At 37.3% G+C, this 20,138-nt stretch carries 19 protein-coding genes, 2 tRNA genes and 1 pseudogene; 17 read left to right on the plus strand and 5 right to left on the minus strand.

Features of this window, described 5'->3' with window-relative positions; all coding sequences use genetic code 11:
- The first annotated feature begins 28 nt into the window (after positions 1-28).
- The 3 genes and pseudogenes from GSB9_01568 to GSB9_03305 all read left to right on the plus strand — a co-directional run bounded on the left by GSB9_01568 (position 29) and on the right by GSB9_03305 (position 2,645).
- A complete protein-coding gene (locus GSB9_01568) occupies positions 29-529 on the plus strand; it encodes an OmpH family outer membrane protein (protein UKM65008.1) in 501 nt (166 codons plus the stop codon).
- A 70-nt stretch (positions 530-599) separates the two neighbouring features.
- Complete coding sequence (gene murI, locus GSB9_01569) at positions 600-1,379, plus strand: glutamate racemase (protein ID UKM65009.1); 780 nt, start codon at positions 600-602, stop codon at positions 1,377-1,379.
- Positions 1,380-1,618: 239 nt separating this feature from the next.
- A pseudogene (locus GSB9_03305) lies at positions 1,619-2,645 on the plus strand (LacI family transcriptional regulator).
- Between the two features lie 106 nt (positions 2,646-2,751).
- Here the strand turns inward: GSB9_03305 and GSB9_01571 are convergent.
- Positions 2,752-2,826, minus strand: a tRNA-Pro gene (locus GSB9_01571).
- Between the two features lie 89 nt (positions 2,827-2,915).
- Entirely contained in the window at positions 2,916-3,896 is a 981-nt protein-coding gene (gene trxB / locus GSB9_01572) for a thioredoxin-disulfide reductase (protein ID UKM65011.1), read from the minus strand.
- Positions 3,897-4,058: 162 nt separating this feature from the next.
- Between trxB and GSB9_01573 the strand changes: the two genes are divergently transcribed.
- Together GSB9_01573 and GSB9_01574 are read left to right on the plus strand one after the other, a co-directional pair.
- Positions 4,059-4,526: a hypothetical protein gene (locus tag GSB9_01573; protein ID UKM65012.2), complete on the plus strand. Its 468-nt coding sequence runs from the start codon at positions 4,059-4,061 to the stop codon at positions 4,524-4,526.
- A 63-nt stretch (positions 4,527-4,589) separates the two neighbouring features.
- Complete coding sequence (locus GSB9_01574; protein UKM65013.1) at positions 4,590-5,555, plus strand: D-2-hydroxyacid dehydrogenase; 966 nt, start codon at positions 4,590-4,592, stop codon at positions 5,553-5,555.
- A 16-nt stretch (positions 5,556-5,571) separates the two neighbouring features.
- On the opposite strand, the gene uxuA is transcribed toward GSB9_01574, so the two are convergent.
- The 3 genes from uxuA to GSB9_01577 form a co-directional block, all read right to left on the minus strand.
- Positions 5,572-6,729, minus strand: a complete 1,158-nt coding sequence (gene uxuA / locus GSB9_01575) for a mannonate dehydratase (GenBank protein ID UKM65014.1) — start codon at positions 6,727-6,729, stop codon at positions 5,572-5,574.
- A gap of 19 nt (positions 6,730-6,748) precedes the next feature.
- Positions 6,749-7,561, minus strand: coding sequence for an SDR family oxidoreductase (locus tag GSB9_01576; protein UKM65015.2), 813 nt, complete (start codon positions 7,559-7,561; stop codon positions 6,749-6,751).
- 170 nt (positions 7,562-7,731) lie between these two features.
- Positions 7,732-7,806 (minus strand) — tRNA-Pro (locus GSB9_01577).
- A 128-nt stretch (positions 7,807-7,934) separates the two neighbouring features.
- Here GSB9_01577 and GSB9_01578 point away from each other — a divergent pair.
- The 12 genes from GSB9_01578 to dapB all read left to right on the plus strand — a co-directional run bounded on the left by GSB9_01578 (position 7,935) and on the right by dapB (position 20,131).
- The gene (locus GSB9_01578) at positions 7,935-10,238 is read left to right on the plus strand and encodes a TonB-dependent receptor (GenBank protein UKM65016.1); all 2,304 of its coding nucleotides are present in this window, start codon (positions 7,935-7,937) and stop codon (positions 10,236-10,238) included.
- Between the two features lie 28 nt (positions 10,239-10,266).
- A complete protein-coding gene (locus GSB9_01579; GenBank protein UKM65017.1) occupies positions 10,267-11,391 on the plus strand; it encodes a PQQ-dependent sugar dehydrogenase in 1,125 nt (374 codons plus the stop codon).
- A gap of 13 nt (positions 11,392-11,404) precedes the next feature.
- Positions 11,405-11,824: a cytochrome c gene (locus GSB9_01580; protein ID UKM65018.1), complete on the plus strand. Its 420-nt coding sequence runs from the start codon at positions 11,405-11,407 to the stop codon at positions 11,822-11,824.
- A gap of 64 nt (positions 11,825-11,888) precedes the next feature.
- Complete coding sequence (udk, locus tag GSB9_01581) at positions 11,889-12,497, plus strand: uridine kinase (protein ID UKM65019.1); 609 nt, start codon at positions 11,889-11,891, stop codon at positions 12,495-12,497.
- Between the two features lie 2 nt (positions 12,498-12,499).
- Positions 12,500-12,823, plus strand: a complete 324-nt coding sequence (locus GSB9_01582) for a septum formation initiator family protein (protein ID UKM65020.1) — start codon at positions 12,500-12,502, stop codon at positions 12,821-12,823.
- A complete protein-coding gene (locus GSB9_01583) occupies positions 12,816-14,186 on the plus strand; it encodes a methylmalonyl-CoA mutase subunit beta (GenBank protein ID UKM65021.1) in 1,371 nt (456 codons plus the stop codon). Before GSB9_01582 ends, GSB9_01583 begins: the two co-directional genes overlap by 8 nt.
- Positions 14,176-14,871, plus strand: coding sequence for a hypothetical protein (locus tag GSB9_01584; protein ID UKM65022.1), 696 nt, complete (start codon positions 14,176-14,178; stop codon positions 14,869-14,871). Before GSB9_01583 ends, GSB9_01584 begins: the two co-directional genes overlap by 11 nt.
- 3 nt (positions 14,872-14,874) lie before the next feature.
- Positions 14,875-16,995 carry a methylmalonyl-CoA mutase gene (gene scpA / locus GSB9_01585; GenBank protein UKM65023.1) on the plus strand — a complete coding sequence of 707 codons (2,121 nt, stop codon included), beginning with the start codon at positions 14,875-14,877 and terminating at the stop codon, positions 16,993-16,995.
- A 106-nt stretch (positions 16,996-17,101) separates the two neighbouring features.
- A complete protein-coding gene (locus GSB9_01586) occupies positions 17,102-17,866 on the plus strand; it encodes an AAA family ATPase (GenBank protein ID UKM65024.1) in 765 nt (254 codons plus the stop codon).
- 3 nt (positions 17,867-17,869) lie between these two features.
- Positions 17,870-18,784, plus strand: coding sequence for a ParB/RepB/Spo0J family partition protein (locus GSB9_01587; protein ID UKM65025.1), 915 nt, complete (start codon positions 17,870-17,872; stop codon positions 18,782-18,784).
- A gap of 46 nt (positions 18,785-18,830) precedes the next feature.
- Positions 18,831-19,391, plus strand: coding sequence for a DUF5683 domain-containing protein (locus GSB9_01588; GenBank protein ID UKM65026.2), 561 nt, complete (start codon positions 18,831-18,833; stop codon positions 19,389-19,391).
- Between the two features lie 38 nt (positions 19,392-19,429).
- Complete coding sequence (gene dapB, locus GSB9_01589; GenBank protein ID UKM65027.1) at positions 19,430-20,131, plus strand: 4-hydroxy-tetrahydrodipicolinate reductase; 702 nt, start codon at positions 19,430-19,432, stop codon at positions 20,129-20,131.
- Positions 20,132-20,138: the final 7 nt, after the last annotated feature.

Here is a 20,138-nt window from a genome sequence, read left to right on the forward strand (position 1 = left end):
TTTATAACACACTTAACACTATTTAAAAATGAAACAATTAAGAACTCTATTATTAGCAACCGCTTTATGTATAATCACTGTTAGCTTTGCACAAGCGCAAAAGGTTGCCCATATAAACACCCAAGAGTTAATTGCGGCTATGCCAGAAGCTAAAGCGGCTCAATCTGAAATAGAAACTTTGGGCAAAACCTACCAAACCGACATTCAAGCTTCTATTTCAGAGTACCAAAACACTGTAAAACAATATGAAGCTGAAGCGGGTACTAAAACCGATGAAGAAAACCAAAAAAGAGGTTTAGAGTTGCAAGAAAAACAACAACGTATCCAACAGTTTAGAGCCGATGCGCAAAAAGATTTAGCTCAAAAAGAGGCCGAATTGTTTAAGCCTATCCAAGAAAAAGCGATGAAAGCCATCAATGAAGTGGCCAAAGAGCAAGGTTACGAGTATGTATTGGATAGAGCGACTCTAATTGTAGCTGACGGAAAAGACATTTTAGAAGATGTTAAAAAGAAATTAGGCATCCAATAAAAAAACAAGTCAATAAAATAATCTAAAAAGCTGTCTTTTAAAAAGGCAGCTTTTTTATTTTTGTTAAACTATGAGCAAGCAACCTATTGGCATTTTTGATTCGGGTGTTGGTGGCACTTCCATTTGGAAAGAAATCCATGCGTTACTGCCCCAAGAAAACACCATTTATCTGGCCGATAGCATAAATGCCCCCTACGGCCCCAAAGGCAAAAAGGTAATTACAGACCTTAGTGTAAAAAACACCGAGTACTTAATAAAAAATAACTGCAAACTCATTGTAGTAGCGTGCAATACAGCCACAACCAATGCTATCGATTTTTTAAGGGGCCATTATAATGTTCCGTTTATCGGTATAGAGCCCGCAATAAAACCTGCTGCCCTACAAACAAAAACCAGTGTTGTGGGTATTTTGGCAACCGAAGGCACGTTAAGCAGCGAATTGTTTCACAAAACCTCGAATCTGTTTGCTAAAAACATAAGGGTAATTGAACGCATTGGTAATGGCATTGTTGAACTCATAGAAAGTGGGAAACTGCATTCGGAAGAAATGAAATCGCTTTTAAAAATCTACCTAAAACCAATGATTGACACCAACATCGATTACTTAGTTTTGGGTTGCACGCACTATGCTTATTTAATTCCTATTTTGGTTGATCTCTTACCCAACAACGTAAAAATAATAGACTCTGGAACCGCCGTTGCAAGACAGACAAAAGCTGTTTTAGAAAGACATAACTTACTTAACACAGAATCTAAAAAAGGTGCGTTACAGTTTTTAACCAACGGAAGACCAGAAGTTATGGCTGCATTACTTTGCGATAAATACAACGTTGAACACCTCGACTTTTAACTATTATTTCCTTCACAAAAAAATTAATAGCTTTATCAAGTATTCACAACTTAAAAGAAGCCAATTTAACAAAAGGCTAGTATTTATGAAACGAAGAAGACAATCGGTTGCCTTTTTACTTAATTTTTCTATTTTTACTTATTACAAGTCAATTAGAGTTTCAACCTACAGATTAAGAATTTAACCAAAACGGTTTCATAGCGCTAAAAAGCTATGCATTTGGACAATGTGCCCTTCCAATGAAAAAGAACACAGAAGTTACCATCTACCATATAGCAGAAAAACTGGGGCTTGCAACTTCAACAATCTCCAGAGCGCTAAAAGACCATCATAGCATCGGCAAAAAAACAATAAAAAAAGTAAAAAAAACAGCAGAAAAAATGGGTTACAGACCCAAAACCTTGCAGCAAGTTTACGAAGCGAAAGAACTAAAACCATTGGAGTATTAGTTCCAACCATTACGCAACCGTTTTTATCATCATTAATTTCCGGTATTGAAATTACGGCCCAAAAATCCGGTTATCATGTTGTTATCATGCAATCGCACAATTCTTACAAAGATGAAGTTGAAATGGCAAAATCCATGTACAACAACAGGGTTAGTGGCGTTATTTGTTCGTTAGCAATGGAAACACGCAAAACTGATTATTTCCAACTGTTTATTGACAACAACATCCCTTTAGTGTTTGTAGATAGGGTTCCAAAAGCTTTTAACACGTTTCGTGTAGTTATTGATAATTACGCTGCGGCCTATAAAGCGACAAAACACTTAATTGAACAAGGCTGCAAACGTATTGCACACCTCACGGCGGGATTGAAATTTAGTATTTACAACGAAAGGAAAAGAGGATATATGGATGCTTTGAAAGAGGCCAACCTGCCCATTGACGAAGACCTTATAATAAAACTGAAGGGGGTAACTTACGATGAAGCTAAAAAAGCAAGCAACAAACTGTTGCGTTTAAAAAAACGTCCTGATGGCATTTTTGCTCCTGGTGATATTTTAGGTGTCAGTGCCATTCAATGCGCAAAAAAAAGAGGCATTAAAGTTCCTGAAAAACTAGCGGTTATTGGTTTTAAAACGATCCCATTTCTGAAATTATAGACCCTAACCTATCTACAATAACCCATCCCGCCTCAAAAATGGGTCAAGCTTCAGCAGAAATTATTCTCAAAAGCATAAAATCTCCTAAAAAGGACAAGGCTAAAGAAATCACATTTTTAAACACCGAAATGCTGATTCGAGGCTCTTCCAAAAGAAGATAAAATCGTTATTTCAAAATAACGAACATCCTAATTAATATGCACAAAAAAACCAGCAAGATAAGTATTGCTGGTTTTTCACATTAATTAATTTTAAATGCCTATTTTGTCGGGATGACAGGATTTGAACCTGCGACCACACGGCCCCCAGCCGTGTACGCTAACCGGACTGCGCCACATCCCGATTTTATTGAGGCAAAGAAAACAATTTTTAAAACAATTTAAAAGCTTTAAATCAAGAAAAGCATTTCTTAATTGATGTAGTGTTTCCTTTTAGTTATACGTAGACGTTGAAACCTCAAAGCTTGAATCTTTGGCTGCCAAATAACGTTCAGCATCAAGTGCTGCCATACAACCTGTTCCAGCTGCAGTAACTGCTTGGCGGTAAACGTGGTCTGCTGCATCGCCGGAAACAAAAACCCCTTCAACATTGGTTTTTGATGTCCCTGGTTTATTGATGATGTACCCTGTTTCGTCCAACTCTAAATAATCTTTAAAAATATCGGTGTTTGGCTTATGTCCAATAGCCACGAAAAATCCTGTTGCAGGAATTTCATGTTTTTCATCCGTTTTATTATTAAATACACGAACACCGGTAACCACTTGACCATCTCCTAAAACCTCATCGGTTTCTGTATTGAACAAGATTTCAATGTTTTCAGTATTTCTAACGCGGGCTTCCATGATTTTAGACGCTCTAAACTCATCTCGTCTTACCAACATGGTAACCTTTTTACAAAGTTTGGATAAGTAGTGCGCCTCTTCGCAAGCTGAATCACCAGCACCAACAATAACCACTTCTTGGTTTCTGTAGAAAAAGCCGTCACAAACAGCACATGCTGAAACACCACCTCCTAGATTTAAATATTTTTGTTCAGATTCCAACCCTAAATACTTTGCCGAGGCACCAGTAGATATTATTATGGTATCTGCATGGATTTCTTTTTCATCGTTAACCCAAACTTTGTGGACTTCACCAGAAAAATCTACTTTAGTTATCCAACCATTGCGCACATCTGTTTCAAAACGTTCTGCCTGTGCCTGGAGCTGCATCATCATTTCTGGCCCTGTAATGCCTTCAGGATACCCAGGAAAATTCTCCACTTCGTTAGTTGTGGTTAACTGCCCACCAGGTTGCGCACCTTGGTACAATACTGGGCTCATGTTAGCTCTTGCTGCATAAATTGCCGCTGTATAACCAGCTGGTCCAGACCCAATAATCAAACATTTCACTCTTTCTATTTCCTCTGCCATATCGTAATCATTTTAGAACAACAAATGTAGAATTTTTGATGTAAAACCAATACAGAAGTTATTAACACTTTCTTATTATCCGATATTTAAAATTTATTGCAACTAAAATTCATGTTAATTTTTTTTGTAAATTTAAGTGTAACTAAACAAACAACGTACGTCATGAAAAAAAAACTATCCCTTTTGCTAATACTACTCCTCGCATTTTTAAGTTGCAAAAACAATAACGAAACCGCCATGGCCGATACTGTTGCCCCTACCACCACCCCATCCATTAAAGGCGCATGGGAATTGGTAAGCTTTTTAAATTATAGTGGAGATGGAACGGTTGATACCATAAAAACATCTAATACCTTTAAACAGATGAAAATGTTTTCTGAAACAAAAATTATGTGGAGCAGACTTCGTACTGGTGATTCTTTGGATTGGTTTGGCGTTGGTGACTATACGTTTGAGAACGGCATTTTAACTGAAAACCTCGATTATGGCTCAAAAGCGATGAGAAAACGTATTGAAGCCAACAAAATTTTTGATTTTGAAATCATTATTGATGAAAATTCGTTTACCCAAATTGAAAAAGACAGTTTAGGTCACCCTATTTATGCAGAAACCTACCACAGGGTAAAATAAATCCAACTTATAATTGTTTTATTATTGCACCCCATTATCTTTATAAAAATTAATTAAATTTTTATGAGAATAGTTGTGTTAGATGGGTACACCCTAAACCCAGGCGATTTAAACTGGAATGGCTTAAAGCAATTTGGAAATGTAACCATTTTTGACCGAACACCTTACATTGACAGTGCTATTATTGAAAATATTGGTGACGCCGAAATAATTTTCACGAACAAAACACCAATTAACCGTGCAGTTATTGAAAGTGCCCCTAACTTAAAATACATTGGTGTGTTGGCTACTGGCTTTAATATTATTGATGTTGCGTTTGCTAAAAAAAACAACATAATTGTTACCAACGTGCCCGATTACAGTTCAACTGCTGTGGCCCAATTTACTTTGGCTCTACTGTTAGAGCTATGCCACCACGTGGGCAATCACAACCAGGCTGTAAAGAAAGGTGATTGGATAGCCAGTAAAGATTTTTCGTTTTGGAATCACCCATTAATAGAGCTGTCTGGCAAAACCTTAGGGCTTATAGGTTTTGGTAAAATTGGAAAAGCCACGGCTAAAATTGCACAAGCTTTCGGGTTAAACATTAAAGTTTATAATCGTACAGTTTATAGTGAGTTTGAAAATGAGCATTTAGAATTTGTTACGCTAGAAGAATTACTTAAAACTTCGGACATCTTTAGCCTCCATTGTCCATTGACACCCGAAACCGAGGGTGTCATCAACAAAGATAATATTGTAAAAATGAAAGACGGTGCTATGCTCATCAACACCTCTCGGGGTCCGTTGATAAATGAAGAAGATTTGGCAAACGCTCTCAACAGTGGAAAACTGTCTGCCGCAGCCGTTGATGTGATTTCAAAAGAACCTATGGAAGCTAATAATCCATTGTTAAAAGCCAAAAACTGTATTATCACTCCGCACATTGCATGGGCTCCCAAAGAAGCCCGTATGCGACTAATGCAAACTACTGTTGGAAATTTAGAAGCTTTTATAAACGGTAACCCAAAAAACGTAGTGAACCCATAAAAAGGATCTATTGTATTTAACTTTTGGAAATACCAAGCGCTAATCCACGTATTTCAGCCAATCCTCTTAATCGCCCTATAGCTGTATAGCCAGCATAAGCATCATTGTCTTCTAAATCGTTTAGCATTTGATGCCCATGATCTGGACGCATAGGCAACTGTACACCGCGTTGCTTTTCAATTTCCAAAACGGCCTTTACCACTTCGTACATATCGGTAGAGCCTTCCAAATGGTTATCTTCAAAAAAGCTACCGTCGTCTTCGCGTTTAACATTTCTAAGGTGCAAAAAGTGAATACGGTCAGCAAACTTTCTTATCATTTTAGGTAGGTCGTTATCTCCATTGGCACCAAGTGAACCCGTACAAAAAGTTATACCGTTGGACGGGCTATCTATAAAATTCACCAAATCATCTAAATCCTTTTCAGATTTTATTATCCGGGGTAAGCCCATAATATCCATTGGCGGATCGTCAGGATGAATGGCCATTACAATAGCATGTTCTTCACAAACGGGAATAACTTCATTTAGAAAAAAGGACAAGTTAGCCTTTAAATCGGCGTGCGATAAATTGTCATATTGGGCAATCATCTCTTTAAAAACTGGAATGGTTAAATCATCAACCGTTCCTGGAAGGCCTTTTAAAACATTATCTTCCAACTGTTGCTTTTCTTCGGAAGTCATTTCAGAAAAACGAATTTCAGCCTGTTTTAAAATTTCTGGAGTATAGGCTTGATCAACATCTTCGCGTTGCATAATAAATTTTTCAAAAACAGCCATTTCAACCTTATCGAAACGCAATGCCGTACTACCATCTTGCAGCTTCCAAAAGAGTTGTGTGCGCGTCCAATCCAATACAGGCATAAAATTGTAACATACGTTTTTAATACCGCAAGCCGCCACATTTCGCAAACTTTGTTTATAATTTTCTATACGCTTTAAATAATCACCTTTACGCAATTTGATATTCTCATGGATGGGAATACTCTCAATAAACGTCCATTGTAAACCTACAGCTTCAATGGCATCCTTAACTTTTTGTATTTCCTCAATTTCCCATACCTCGCCATTGGCTACATGGTGCAACGCCGTAACAACCCCTTTAGCACCCGCTTGTTTAATATGTGACAATTTTACTGGGTCGGTAACACCAAACCACCTGAATGTTTCTTGCATCTTCTTTTCTATTATTTAATTAAACACCACTGAACGCACTGAACCCACCATCAACAGGAATAACAATTCCGGTTACAAATTTTGAAGCCTCGCTACATAAAAAGTGTAAAGCCCCGTGTAGCTCTTCTGCCTCACCAAATCGTTTCATTGGTGTATTGCTAATAATGGTATTTCCTCTATCGGTATAACTGCCATCTTCATTAAGCAATAAAGCCCTGTTTTGGTTTCCGATAAAAAAACCAGGCGCTATGGCATTAACTCGCAAGCCGTCACCATATTTTAAAGCTAACTCCACCGAAAGCCATTTCGTATAGTTATCTATAGCTGCTTTTGAAGCTGAATATCCTGCAACCCTAGTTATGGCTCTGTCTGAAGCCATTGATGAGATATTGATGATAATACCTTGTTTTTGCTTAGCCATTTCTTTTCCGAAAACCATTGACGGGATGATACTTCCAAAAAGATTTAAATCGACCACTTTTTTAAAATCGGTCATTTTCATATCAAAAAACGATTGGTCTGGCCCAACAGTTGCCCCCGGCATGTTGCCACCTGCTGCATTAATTAAAATATCTATTCGTCCGTATTTTTCTATAATGGCGTTTGATGCCTCCTGTACACTTTTCTCTTCAACCACATTACAAACAAAACCATCAACCTTATTACTGATTGACGCCATTCTTTGAACCGTTTCATCAACCGTTTTCTCTTTATAATGTAAAATTATAACTCTAGCCCCATTTAACAGCAGGTATTCTGCCATACTCCCACCAAGCACACCGCCACCACCTGTAACCAATGCTACTTTGTCTTTTAAATCGAATAAATTCATTGTTTTTGGATAATTTAGTTTATCTGAATTGTTTGGAACAAACAAATTTATGCAAAGTTTAAGAATATACTTTGTTTAAGTATGACTTATTAGCAAAAAGCGAGCAATAGTTTAAAATTTATTAAAATACAAAAAAGCCTTTTAAGTTTAACTTAAAAGGCTTTTTCTTGTCGGGGTGGCAGGATTCGAACCTGCGACCTCCGCGTCCCAAACGCGGCGCGATAACCGGGCTACGCTACACCCCGATTTATGGTTATCTGTAACGGGATGCAAATATAGTCCTTTTATTCGTTTCACAAATTATATTTTTAAAATATTTATATTGTACTATTTCAAGAATTTATTCATATTTACGCTAGCCATTTAAAAAAGCATGTGTTTTAAACAAATCTACTTATATATAGTGTTTTTTATATGCCCTTTATGGGTGTCTTTTGGACAAACAATTATAACAGGAAAAGTAATTGATGCCGACACGAAAATCGCCATCCCCAACACTTTAATTATTAACCTGAAAACAAAAGACAGCGTAATTTCAAACCAATACGGATACTTTGAAATAAATAATACTGGAAGTAGATTTATATTTAAAAAGCATGGCTATCTTGATAAAGCGATTAAAATCACAGGCAATAAAGTTACTCTTATAGCTTTACAAATAACCCCATCTAGACTCAATGAAATTGTAATCACCTCAAAAACACCTCACAACATCTACAGAAACACTCCTGCAACCGTTAACATTATAACTAATGCTGCCATCGAGCGTTCAAATACTACTAATTTTAATGGAACACTAAATAGAGTCCCGGGGGTTTTTATGCAAACTGGAGCCCTTAACACCAATAGGATAACCGTACGCGGAATAGGCTCTAGGAACCTTTATGGAACAGCTAAAATAAGAGCGTACTTTAAAGACATCCCTCTTACCAACGGTAGTGGTGAGACCAACATTGAAGACTTTGAACTGGCTTCAATTTCTAAAATGGAGATTATAAAAAGCGCTATTGCCACCACTTATGGTGCCGGTCTTGGGGGCACTATAACTCTGTTTCCTACAGAAGCCTCTTTGAACCATACCAAAATAAATTCAGGATTAACAATAGGTTCATTTGACTTATTAAAAAATACAACGAAAGCTCATTTTGGCTTTAAAAAAAATAGCATGGCCTTGGTTCACAGCAACACGAAAAGCAACGGCTACCGAGAGAACAACCAGTACAGGAGACAAACCCTTACCTTAAACTCTAATCATTTTATAAATTTAAAAAGCAACCTATCCTTATTGGCCAGTTATGTAGACTTAAAAGCATTCATACCAAGCTCGATTAACAAAACCACCTATCTCAACAGTCCAAAATCGGCGGATACAAACTGGAAAGACTCAAAAGGCCATGAAGATTCGAACAGAGGGATTTTTGGCGCTTCGTGGAATTATAGCATAAACCATAAAACGGACGTAGTTTCTAGCATTTTTACTTCATTCAAAAAATCTTACGAGCCTAGACCATTTAACATTTTAGAAGAAAAAACACTCGCCTATGGCTTAAGAAGTCGTCTATCTGGACACACTAAAATCTTCAGCAATACACTAAATTATACATTTGGCGGTGAATTGTTTAAAGATGTTTACCGCTACAAAACATACGAAAATTTATACAAGGACTACCCACAAGGTACTGGTAGTGTTGCAGGAAACCAGATTTCAAATTTCAAAGAGAAAAGACGCTATTACAACATTTTTGCAGAAACCGATTATGATATTCTGGAAAAAACAACATTATCTGTAGGCCTTAATATTAACAACACAAACTACACGCTTTACGACCAGTTTCCCACTTCAAGCACAAACCCCGACCAGTCAGGAGAGCACCATTTCAAAACCTTATTTTCACCCAAATTTGGTATTTCCCACCTTATTTCTAAAACAGCAACTATTTATGCTAACATCAGCCATGGTTTTTCTCCAATCACCTTAAACGAAACATTACTGCCAAATGGCCAAATCAATAAAAAAATAAAACCCGAAACAGGGTGGAATTTTGAAGTTGGCTCACGTGGTGCAACACTAAAAAATCGATTGGCATATAGCATTTCCTTTTATCGGTTAAACATAAAAAACCTACTAGTGTCGCGACGAACAGCTGAGGATCAATTTATTGGTGTTAACGCTGGAAAAACTCAACATGACGGACTAGAATCCTCACTAAACTACCTAATTAACAAAAACAAAAAAACGGTTTTCAATATATTTCTAAACCATAGCCTTAACCATTACACGTTTAAAGAGTTTATAGAAGAGGATCAAAATTATTCGGGTAACGACTTAACGGGTGTACCATCACAGGTTTTCAATAGTGGAATCGATATAAATTCTTCTTACGGGTTTTACGGCTATATAAACTTTCAACACGTTGGAAAAATGCCCATAACCGATAGCAACAGCCTATATTCTGAAAGCTATAACCTTACAAACCTCAAGTTTGGCTTCAAAACAAATCTTAATAAAAACTTAAAACTTAACGGTTTCTTTGGCTTAAACAATATATTTGATACGCACTATGCCTCGCAAATATTGGTTAACGCAACTAGTTTTGGTGGTGCAGCACCACGATACTACTATCCGGGAAATCCTACTAATTATTATGCGGGAATTAATGTAAATTACTTATTTTAAGGTACTATTTGTAAATAAAACATTTACTATGAAAAACATACATTCTTTTTTAGCCCTGATATTTATAACAATATCTGCATGTGCGCAGCAACAAGAATCCGGTGTAAAAGCGCAGAATCCACAAGATTTAAATTATACAACAGAATTAGTCGTTCCTGATTTATATATTCCTTGGGGCATGACTTTTTTACCCGACGGCAGTATGCTCATTACAGAGAAAACAGGCGAAATAATCCACTTTAAAAAAGGCACAAAAACAAATATTGAAGGGGTCCCTGAAGTTTATCTACGCGGGCAAGGTGGGCTACTGGATATTAAAGTCCATCCCAATTATTCAGAAAATGGATGGATATATATCACCTATAGTTCTTCCGAAGGCAGTGGCGAAGGAGGCAATACCGCATTAATGCGAGCCAAATTAAAAGACAACATACTCATTGAAAAGCAACTACTGTATAAGGCAGAGCCCAATTCTAAAAAAGGGCAACACTGGGGCTCACGTATAGCGTTTGACAATGATGGCTATTTATATTTTTCTATAGGCGATCGTGGCAATCGAGATGTAAACCCTCAGGACATTACCCGAGATTGCGGTAAAATATACCGTTTAAACGATGATGGCTCTGTTCCGTCCAACAACCCTTTTGTAGATTCAGAAGGTGCTAAAACGGCTATTTTCAGCTATGGCCACCGCAATCCGCAAGGTATGGTTAAACACCCGGTTACTGGAGCCATTTGGGTGAACGAACACGGCCCTCGCGGAGGTGACGAAATCAATATTGTTGAAAAAGGCAAAAACTATGGGTGGCCCGTTATCTCATACGGCATTAATTATAGCGGAACTACCTTTACAGATATCACCGAAAAAGAAGGCATGGAACAACCCTTGTTTTATTGGGCACCTTCAATTGCGCCCAGCGGTATGTCGATTGTCTCTTCTGAAAACTATCCAGAATGGAAAGGTAATGCACTAGTTGGGTCCTTAAAATTTGAATATTTAGAACGCTTGGTTATAGAAAACAAAAAAGTAACAAAGCGTGAAAAACTATTTGAAGGTATTGGCCGCTTAAGAAATGTTGTTGAAGCTCCTGACGGCTACATTTATATCGCCGTTGAAGGTCAAGGTATTTTTAAAATTGTTCCGAAAAAATAAATCAAAAAAAAACATGAAATTAATAATGGTTATCTGTCTTGCAATTTTATCATGCATATCAAAAAACAAAACTCACAAAACCACATATAAGCAAACCACTCCTTTAGAAGAAAGCATTGAGCGAGGAAGCGAAATTTACCAAGATTTTTGTGTGAGTTGCCATCTTCCCACAGGAGAAGGCGTTAGAAAAACCTATCCACCACTGGCAAAATCTGACTATCTAAAAAACAATAGAACAGCCAGCATAAAAGGTATTAAATATGGGCAAAAAGGGGAAATTGTTGTTAATGGACAAAAATACAATGGGTTTATGCCGCCCATGGGATTAAGCGATGATGAAGTTGCCGATGTCATGAATTACATTACCAACAGCTGGGGCAATAAAAACGAGGAGATTATTACCAAGGAAGAAGTTGCAAAGGTTAAAAAATAAAAACTATTTTAAATCGTAATGCTTTTTTCATTTAACTAACTTTGTAAAAAGTCAATAAAAAACCATGTTAATAATAGGCATTGCAGGTGGTACGGGTTGCGGAAAGACAACCGTTGTCAATCAAATATTAAATGAACTTCCAGAGGGTGAAGTTGGCATCCTATCACAGGATTCCTATTATAAAGACACCTCACATTTAAGCTACGACGAACGTGTAAAAATTAATTTTGACCACCCCAGGTCTATCGATTTTGACCTTCTGGCCAATCATTTAAAAGAGCTAAAACTCAATAAACCCATATATCAACCGGTATATTCGTTTGTTAAACACAACAGAACTGGCGATACGATTTTAACCCACCCCAGAAAGGTTATGATTGTTGAGGGTATTTTAATTCTTACCAACCCTGAATTGCGGGATATGTTCGATATAAAAATATTTGTGCATGCCGACACAGACGAACGATTAATTAGACGTTTAAAACGCGATATATCAGAACGTGGCAGAGATTTAAACGAAGTGCTGACCCGTTACCAAACTACTCTAAAACCTATGCACGATCAATTTATTGAACCCATGAAGGAGTATGCCGATATTATTATTCCTAACAACAAATACAACACAGTCGCCATCGATATTGTTAGAACCATAATAACCCAAAAGCTACTTTAACCATGAACCTCAAAAAAAATAAGTATTTAAAACCATTTAGAAATATATTCCTCCTGATTTTGGCAGTATTCTGTGTTTGGATGCTATTTTTTGATGCCAATTCTTGGTTAATACACCACGAACTGAACACAGAAATTGAAGATTTGGAAAACGAAAAAGAATATTACAAAAAGGAAATAGAAAAAGACAAAGCTGCTTTAAAAAAGCTAAGTACAGAAGAAGGCCTGGAAAAATTTGCCCGCGAAGAATATTACATGAAACGTGATAACGAAGAAATTTATATTATTGAATACGAAGACAGTTTAAAAACCAAAGACGATGAGTAAATCGCTATTTAGCGAATTTAACGAAGTTTCTGCCAAACAGTGGAAGCAAAAAATACAGTTCGACTTACAAGGCGCTAACTATAACGATGCGCTTGTATGGAAGTCGAACCAGGGTATTGATGTTAAACCTTTTTACCATGCCGACGATTTTAAAACGTGTCCAGAACCTTCAAACACTGAAGCCTCTAAATGGAAAATTTCACAATCTATTTATGTGGCCGATGTTGAAAAATCGAATTTAAACGCTATCGATGCCATTGAGCGTGGAGCAGAAAATATCAATTTTATAATTCCTTCTGAAAATTTTGCTCTTGAAAGCTTGCTTAAAAACATCGATATAAAACATGTTTCGCTTAATATTCAACCGCTATTTCTTTCAGAAACATTCGTAGAAAAGATTTTAGACTATTCCGAAAAAGCACAAATCACGGTAAACACCGACATTATTGGAAATCTGGCAAAAACAGGGAATTTTTTTAAAAATTTAAACGACGACTTCATCCAATTCAATCCCATAATTAAATCCACAAAAACCATAAACGTTAACCTATCGCTTTACCAAAATGCAGGAGCAACCATGGTACAGCAAATCGCTTATGGCCTGGCCCACACCAACGAATATTTAAATCATTTTGAAAACCAAAACAAAAGTGTGTTACAGGATTTAAAAATGATTTTTAATGTTTCGGTGGGAACTAATTATTTTTTTGAGATTGCAAAATTGAGAGCCTTACGAAAGCTTTGGCGAACCTTAGCTGCAGAATATCAAGCTCCCCTAAATTGCTACATTTACACCACACCAACAAAACGCAACAAAACGCTTTACGATTACAACACCAACATGCTGCGAACTACTACCGAATGCATGAGTGCCATACTTGGTGGATCTAACATCATTTGTAATTTGCCCTATGATGTCATTTACCACAAAACAAATGCCTTTGCCGAGCGTATTGCAAGAAATCAATTGTTGATATTAAAGCACGAAAGTTATTTTAACGCCGTAGACAACCCTTCAGATGGTTCGTACTATATAGAAAAGCTAACCGAGCAACTGGCGGAAAAAGCTTTAAGCCTTTTTAAAGATATAGAAAATCAAGGTGGTTTTTTAAAACAACTAAAAAATGGTACTATCCAACGAAAAATAAAAGAAAGTGCTCTAAAAGAACAAGAACAGTTCAACAAAAAAGAAAAGGTTTTAGTAGGCACCAACAGCTTTATAAACCCAGATGATCGAATGAAAAAAGAACTCGAACTTTTTCCTTTTGTAAAAGTAAACCCAAGAAAAACATTAATTGAACCCATAATAGAAAAACGATTAGCAGAACCATTAGAACAAAAACGATTAAAAAATGAAAATTAAAATGAACCCAAAATTCACCCTTTTTGTAATGCTACTTGCAATAGTTTTAACAGGATGTAAAAAGCAATCCAGCGCTTTCACTGATTTTAAGTATGCTGACAAGCCTACGGTCATTGCTTGCAACGGATTAAACTCAAAACTCTACAACGAAGCTGTTTATGCTTTTGAAAATGATATTTTGAATTATCAAAAACAAAAAAACCCAAACGCAACTTTGGTAAGAGCCTATATTCAAACCATAAGAACATCGGTTTATTCACAATTAAAATTTGAAGACATTGTTTCAAAACACACCTATGAGGTATTTGAAGCCCTAAAACAAGAAAACGATCTTTGGGATGCCAACAATCCAAAAAGCCATTTAAACTACAATGGCAAAACCATGGAATGTATCTCGAGCAACCTAGAAAATGACGCATTAAAAACCACGTTAAATGCACTGTTGTCAACAAACACCATGAGCCCCAAACTATTTGGCGTACCATTAACCACAAAATACAGTTCTGCAATGAACGATAAATATTTAGCACTTTATATCGCATTAGATTTATTCTATGCTAAAATGTTTGATGTCGATTTTTCGAATGTCAATTTTGACAGACCCGTTGAAGAACAGAAAGTAGACTTTAACAAACGTCCTAAACCAGCTCCGATAGATTCGCATGCCGGTCATAATCACAACTAAAACTTGAGAAAAAACGTTCAACATATCACTCTTAAATCTGAATATACAGATAGCAAAGCAGTCGCCAATAAAACAATTATATCTGCTGAAGGTATTGCTATAAAATCGGCGTATTCCAAGGAGGATATTGAACATTTACACCATTTAAATTTTGTTGCTGGTATAGCTCCCAACCTTCGTGGGCCATACAGCACAATGTACGTTCGCAGGCCCTGGACCATAAGACAGTATGCTGGGTTTTCAACAGCAAAAGAGAGCAATGCTTTTTATAAAAGGAATTTAGAAGCGGGACAAAAAGGCCTTTCGGTAGCCTTCGATTTACCGACGCACCGCGGTTACGACAGCGACCACGAACGCGTGTTAGGTGACGTAGGAAAGGCCGGTGTCGCCATAGACACTGTTGAAGACATGAAAGTCCTTTTCAACGACATCCCTTTGGAAAAAATGAGTGTTTCCATGACCATGAACGGTGCCGTTTTGCCTATCATGGCTTTTTATATTGTGGCTGCCGAAGAGCAGAGCGTCAAACCAGAACAATTGGCCGGTACTATTCAAAACGATATTTTAAAAGAGTTCATGGTACGTAACACTTACATTTATCCGCCCAAGCCGTCCATGAAAATCATATCGGATATTTTTGAGTACACGAGTAAACATATGCCCAAGTTCAACAGTATTAGCATTTCTGGTTACCACATGCAAGAAGCTGGTGCCACCTGCGATATAGAATTGGCCTACACCCTCGCCGATGGGCTGGAATATATCAGAACAGGCCTTAAGGCTGGTTTAGATATTGATAGTTTTGCACCGCGTCTGTCATTTTTTTGGGGTATTGGCATGAATCATTTTATGGAAATCGCCAAAATGAGGGCAGCCAGAATGCTATGGGCCAAACTGGTTAAACAGTTTAACCCTAAAAACGAAAAATCTTTATCTTTGCGTACCCATTGTCAAACCTCTGGTTGGAGTTTAACCGAGCAGGACCCTTTTAACAATGTCGCCCGAACCACAATTGAAGCAGCTGCGGCGGTTTTTGGTGGCACCCAAAGCTTGCATACCAATGCATTAGATGAAGCCATAGCACTGCCCACCGATTTTTCGGCAAGAATTGCCCGCAATACCCAAATATTATTACGGGAAGAAACGAAAATCACCAAAACGGTCGACCCTTGGGCCGGAAGCTATTATGTTGAAAAATTAACCCATGACATTGCGCAAAAAGCATGGCAACTTATTGAAGAAATTGAACAACTTGGCGGTATGACCAAAGCCATTGAAGCTGGCATACCAAAGCTTAGGATTGAAGAAGCCGCTGCCAAAAAACAAGCTCGTATAGACTCTGGGAAAGACTATATTATTGGTGTAAACAAATACCTAATTAGCGAAGAATCACCACTATCTATTCTTGAAGTAGACAACAAAAAGGTTAGAAATCAACAGATCGAAAACCTAAAAAGAATAAAAGCCGCACGACATCCAGAAAAAGTAAAGGAAGCTCTGGAAAAATTAACCATTGCAGCCCAAGATGGTAAAGAAAATTTATTAGCTTTAGCTGTTGATGCCGCTAGAGCGCGTGCAACACTTGGCGAAATAAGCCAAGCTCTAGAAACTATATATGGTAGATACCGAGCGCAAACAAAATCATTTTATGGTGTGTACAGTAAAGAAATAAAAGACGATCAAAGTTTTAAAAAAGCTCAAGAATTAGCCGATATTTTTGCAGAACAAGATGGGCGACGACCACGCATAATGATTGCAAAAATGGGGCAAGACGGGCACGATCGTGGCGCAAAAGTTGTGGCTACCGGCTATGCCGATGTAGGTTTTGATGTTGATATTGGCCCTCTATTTCAAACCCCAAAAGAAGTAGCCAAACAAGCCGTTGAAAACGATGTTCATATTTTAGGGGTTTCATCCCAGGCTGCAGGCCACAAAACACTTGTACCACAAGTTATTGAAGCATTAAAAACCTATGACAGAGATGACATATTGGTAATTGTTGGCGGTGTAATTCCAAAACAAGATTATCAATTTTTATTTGATGCTGGCGTTACTGCTATTTTTGGCCCAGGAACAAAAATCAGTGACACTGCTATTAAGGTTCTTGAAATTTTAATGGATTAAACCTTTAGTTTATTGGCGTTTTTCAACTTATCGATTAATTAACCTGTTCGATTTTTATTCCTAATAAATAATCGTATTTTTGCTCTTCATCAAACCTGATTAATTAATGGGTAAAATCATTGCTATTGCTAATCAAAAAGGGGGCGTAGGTAAAACTACCACTTCTGTTAATTTAGCGGCCTCACTAGGTGTTCTTGAGAAAAAAGTATTGTTAATTGATGCCGACCCCCAAGCCAATGCAACTTCTGGAATTGGTATTGACGTAGAGTCTGTTGAAATTGGCACATATCAGCTTTTAGAACATTCCAACATGGCCAAAGACGCCATCGTTAAAACAGAAACACCAAATTTGGATATCATTCCTGCGCATATAGACTTAGTTGCTATTGAAATTGAGCTTGTTGATAAAGATGAACGCGAGTACATGTTAAAAAAAGCACTCGACCCCATCAAGGACGATTATGATTATATTTTGATAGATTGTGCACCATCATTAGGTTTGTTAACGTTAAATGCACTTACGGCTTCAAATGCGGTAATTATCCCTATTCAATGTGAATATTTTGCTTTGGAAGGTTTAGGCAAACTGTTGAATACTATTAAAAGTGTTCAAAAAATACACAATGCTGAATTGGATATTGAAGGACTGCTCTTAACCATGTACGATTCGCGCTTACGCTTATCAAACCAAGTGGTTGAGGAAGTGCAAAAGCATTTTAACGATATGGTATTCCAAACCATAATTCAAAGAAACGTGCGTTTAAGCGAAGCACCAAGCTACGGAGAAAGCATTATAGATTATGATGCCAGTAGCAAGGGTGCCAACAATTATTTAAGTTTGGCAAAAGAAATTATCAATAAAAACTCCTAAAATATGGCTAAGGCAACTAAAAAACAGGCTTTGGGTAGAGGTTTGTCGGCGCTATTAAAAGACCCGAACAACGATATACAATCGGCACAAGACACTAATGCCGACAAGGTTATTGGAAATATAGTTGAGCTAGATTTAGATTTTATTGAAGTCAATCCCTTTCAGCCACGAACCAATTTTAGTGAAGAATCGCTTCGCGAATTAGCGTCTTCAGTTAAAGAATTAGGTATTATCCAGCCCATTACGGTTAGAAAAGTGGAGCACAACAAATACCAGTTGGTTTCTGGTGAGCGCCGTTTTAGGGCTTCAAAATTATTGGGCCTTGAAACCATACCGGCGTATGTAAGGATTGCAAATGACCAAGAATCGTTGGAAATGGCCTTGGTTGAAAACATTCAGCGCCAGGATTTAGACCCAATTGAAATCGCCTTGTCTTACCAGCGATTAATTGATGAAATCAACTTGACGCAAGAACAAATGAGTGAACGTGTAGGTAAAAAACGCTCTACCATTACCAACTATCTACGTTTGTTAAAGCTAGATCCTATTATACAGACAGGCATGCGCGATGGTTTTATCTCTATGGGGCACGGTCGTGCATTGATAGCGGTAGAAGACCAAAGTATTCAATTGGATATTTACGAAAAAATACTTTCAAATAAACTTTCGGTTAGAGAAACCGAAAACTTAATAAGAAATTATAATGCCTCTAAAACCATTGAGGTACCTTCTAAAAAACCAGAAAAAGAAGATATACCAAAATTTGTAAAAAAAGGTATTACAGCATTTTCTGAATACTTTGGACATAAAATTGACGTTAAAGTTTCTAAAAATGGAAAAGGAAAAATAACCATTCCGTTTCATTCTGAAGAAGACTTTAACCGCATTAAAAAACTCGTTCAAGGTGATTCCAAATAAATTATTAAGGGCTGCTGCTTTCACGCTTCTGTGGAGCATCTCAATAATGGCTCAAGATAACCCCACCAACCAAGAACCACTACCCGACCCTATTGTTGCCATCGATTCCGTTGCCAAAGTTCGCGAGCGTATTAATCCATTAGCACCTGCAAAAGCAGCGTTTCTATCGGCTATTTTACCTGGTTTGGGACAAGCCTATAACAAAAAATATTGGAAAATCCCTATTGTTTACGGCGCTATTGGAACGGGCGTATACTTCTACATAAACAACAATAAAGAGTATAACCGATACCGCGATGCGTACAAAAGTCGGTTAGCCGGTTTTGAAACCGATGAGTTTTATTTTGATAGCCAAGGCAAAAAATTAGCTACGCCCAGAATTAGCACCAATAGGCTAGAAGATGCTCAAAAATTTTATCGAAGAAACAAGGAAATTTCATTATTGGTCACCTTTGGACTTTATGCTTTAAATATTATCGATGCCAATGTTGATGCACATTTAATGCAATATAATGTAGATGAAAACCTATCTTTGGCACCACATTATAAATTTAACGAAATGGATGCCACAAGCAATTTGGGGCTTACCCTGAATTTTAAGTTTTAAATTAGGCAGAAAATACAACAAACTCAAAAAAAAGAAAGATGAAAATAGCATTACTTGGATACGGAAAGATGGGAAAAACCATAGAGCAAATTGCTTTAAAACGTGGGCACGATGTGGTATTAACCATTGACAAAGATGATCATGATTACGACATAACCAAAGCCGATGTAGCTATCGATTTCAGCATCCCAAACGTCGCTTTTAACAATATTTCAAACTGCTTAAACAATGGCGTTCCCGTAATTTCGGGCACAACAGGCTGGCTTGACAAATATGACGACGCTGTAGCGCTTTGTAAAGAAAAAAATGGAGCCTTTATTTACGCTTCAAATTACAGTTTGGGAGTAAACATATTTTTTGAGCTCAACAAAACTTTGGCCAAGATGATGAGTGCCTTAAAGCAGTATAATATTTCGATGGAAGAAATCCACCACACCCAAAAATTGGATGCACCTAGTGGAACAGCCATATCATTGGCCGAAGATATTATTGCCAACCACGGAAGCTATAAAAACTGGAAATTGGACGAAAGCGATACCAACACGATTTCTATAGTAGCAAAACGTATTGAAGATGTTCCCGGAACGCACACCGTAACTTACCAAAGTGAGGTGGATACCATTACTATAGAACACGAAGCCCATAACAGGCAAGGTTTTGCTTTAGGCGCCGTTATTGCTGCCGAATGGATTACAGGAAGATCAGGCGTGTTCACCATGAACGACGTGCTTGGACTTTAATTAATAA

The sequence above is a fragment of the Flavobacteriaceae bacterium GSB9 genome, assembly GCA_022749295.1.
Classification (GTDB): Bacteria; Bacteroidota; Bacteroidia; order Flavobacteriales; family Flavobacteriaceae; genus Flavisericum.

Bases quoted from the DNA above. Each gene is read 5' to 3' on its own strand.
- GSB9_01583 (UKM65021.1), top strand. From the start codon at position 12,816: ATGAGTAAATCGCTATTTAGCGAATTTAACGAAGTTTCTGCCAAACAG.
- GSB9_01586 (UKM65024.1), top strand. From the start codon at position 17,102: ATGGGTAAAATCATTGCTATTGCTAATCAAAAAGGGGGCGTAGGTAAA.
- GSB9_01584 (UKM65022.1), top strand. From the start codon at position 14,176: ATGAAAATTAAAATGAACCCAAAATTCACCCTTTTTGTAATGCTACTT.
- GSB9_01576 (UKM65015.2), bottom strand. From the start codon at position 7,561: ATGAATTTATTCGATTTAAAAGACAAAGTAGCATTGGTTACAGGTGGT.
- GSB9_01579 (UKM65017.1), top strand. From the start codon at position 10,267: ATGAAAAACATACATTCTTTTTTAGCCCTGATATTTATAACAATATCT.
- uxuA (UKM65014.1), bottom strand. From the start codon at position 6,729: ATGCAAGAAACATTCAGGTGGTTTGGTGTTACCGACCCAGTAAAATTG.
- GSB9_01573 (UKM65012.2), top strand. From the start codon at position 4,059: ATGAAAAAAAAACTATCCCTTTTGCTAATACTACTCCTCGCATTTTTA.
- murI (UKM65009.1), top strand. From the start codon at position 600: ATGAGCAAGCAACCTATTGGCATTTTTGATTCGGGTGTTGGTGGCACT.
- trxB (UKM65011.1), bottom strand. From the start codon at position 3,896: ATGGCAGAGGAAATAGAAAGAGTGAAATGTTTGATTATTGGGTCTGGA.
- GSB9_01580 (UKM65018.1), top strand. From the start codon at position 11,405: ATGAAATTAATAATGGTTATCTGTCTTGCAATTTTATCATGCATATCA.
- GSB9_01574 (UKM65013.1), top strand. From the start codon at position 4,590: ATGAGAATAGTTGTGTTAGATGGGTACACCCTAAACCCAGGCGATTTA.
- udk (UKM65019.1), top strand. From the start codon at position 11,889: ATGTTAATAATAGGCATTGCAGGTGGTACGGGTTGCGGAAAGACAACC.
- dapB (UKM65027.1), top strand. From the start codon at position 19,430: ATGAAAATAGCATTACTTGGATACGGAAAGATGGGAAAAACCATAGAG.
- GSB9_01578 (UKM65016.1), top strand. From the start codon at position 7,935: ATGTGTTTTAAACAAATCTACTTATATATAGTGTTTTTTATATGCCCT.
- GSB9_01587 (UKM65025.1), top strand. From the start codon at position 17,870: ATGGCTAAGGCAACTAAAAAACAGGCTTTGGGTAGAGGTTTGTCGGCG.
- GSB9_01568 (UKM65008.1), top strand. From the start codon at position 29: ATGAAACAATTAAGAACTCTATTATTAGCAACCGCTTTATGTATAATC.
- GSB9_01588 (UKM65026.2), top strand. From the start codon at position 18,831: ATGGCTCAAGATAACCCCACCAACCAAGAACCACTACCCGACCCTATT.
- GSB9_01582 (UKM65020.1), top strand. From the start codon at position 12,500: ATGAACCTCAAAAAAAATAAGTATTTAAAACCATTTAGAAATATATTC.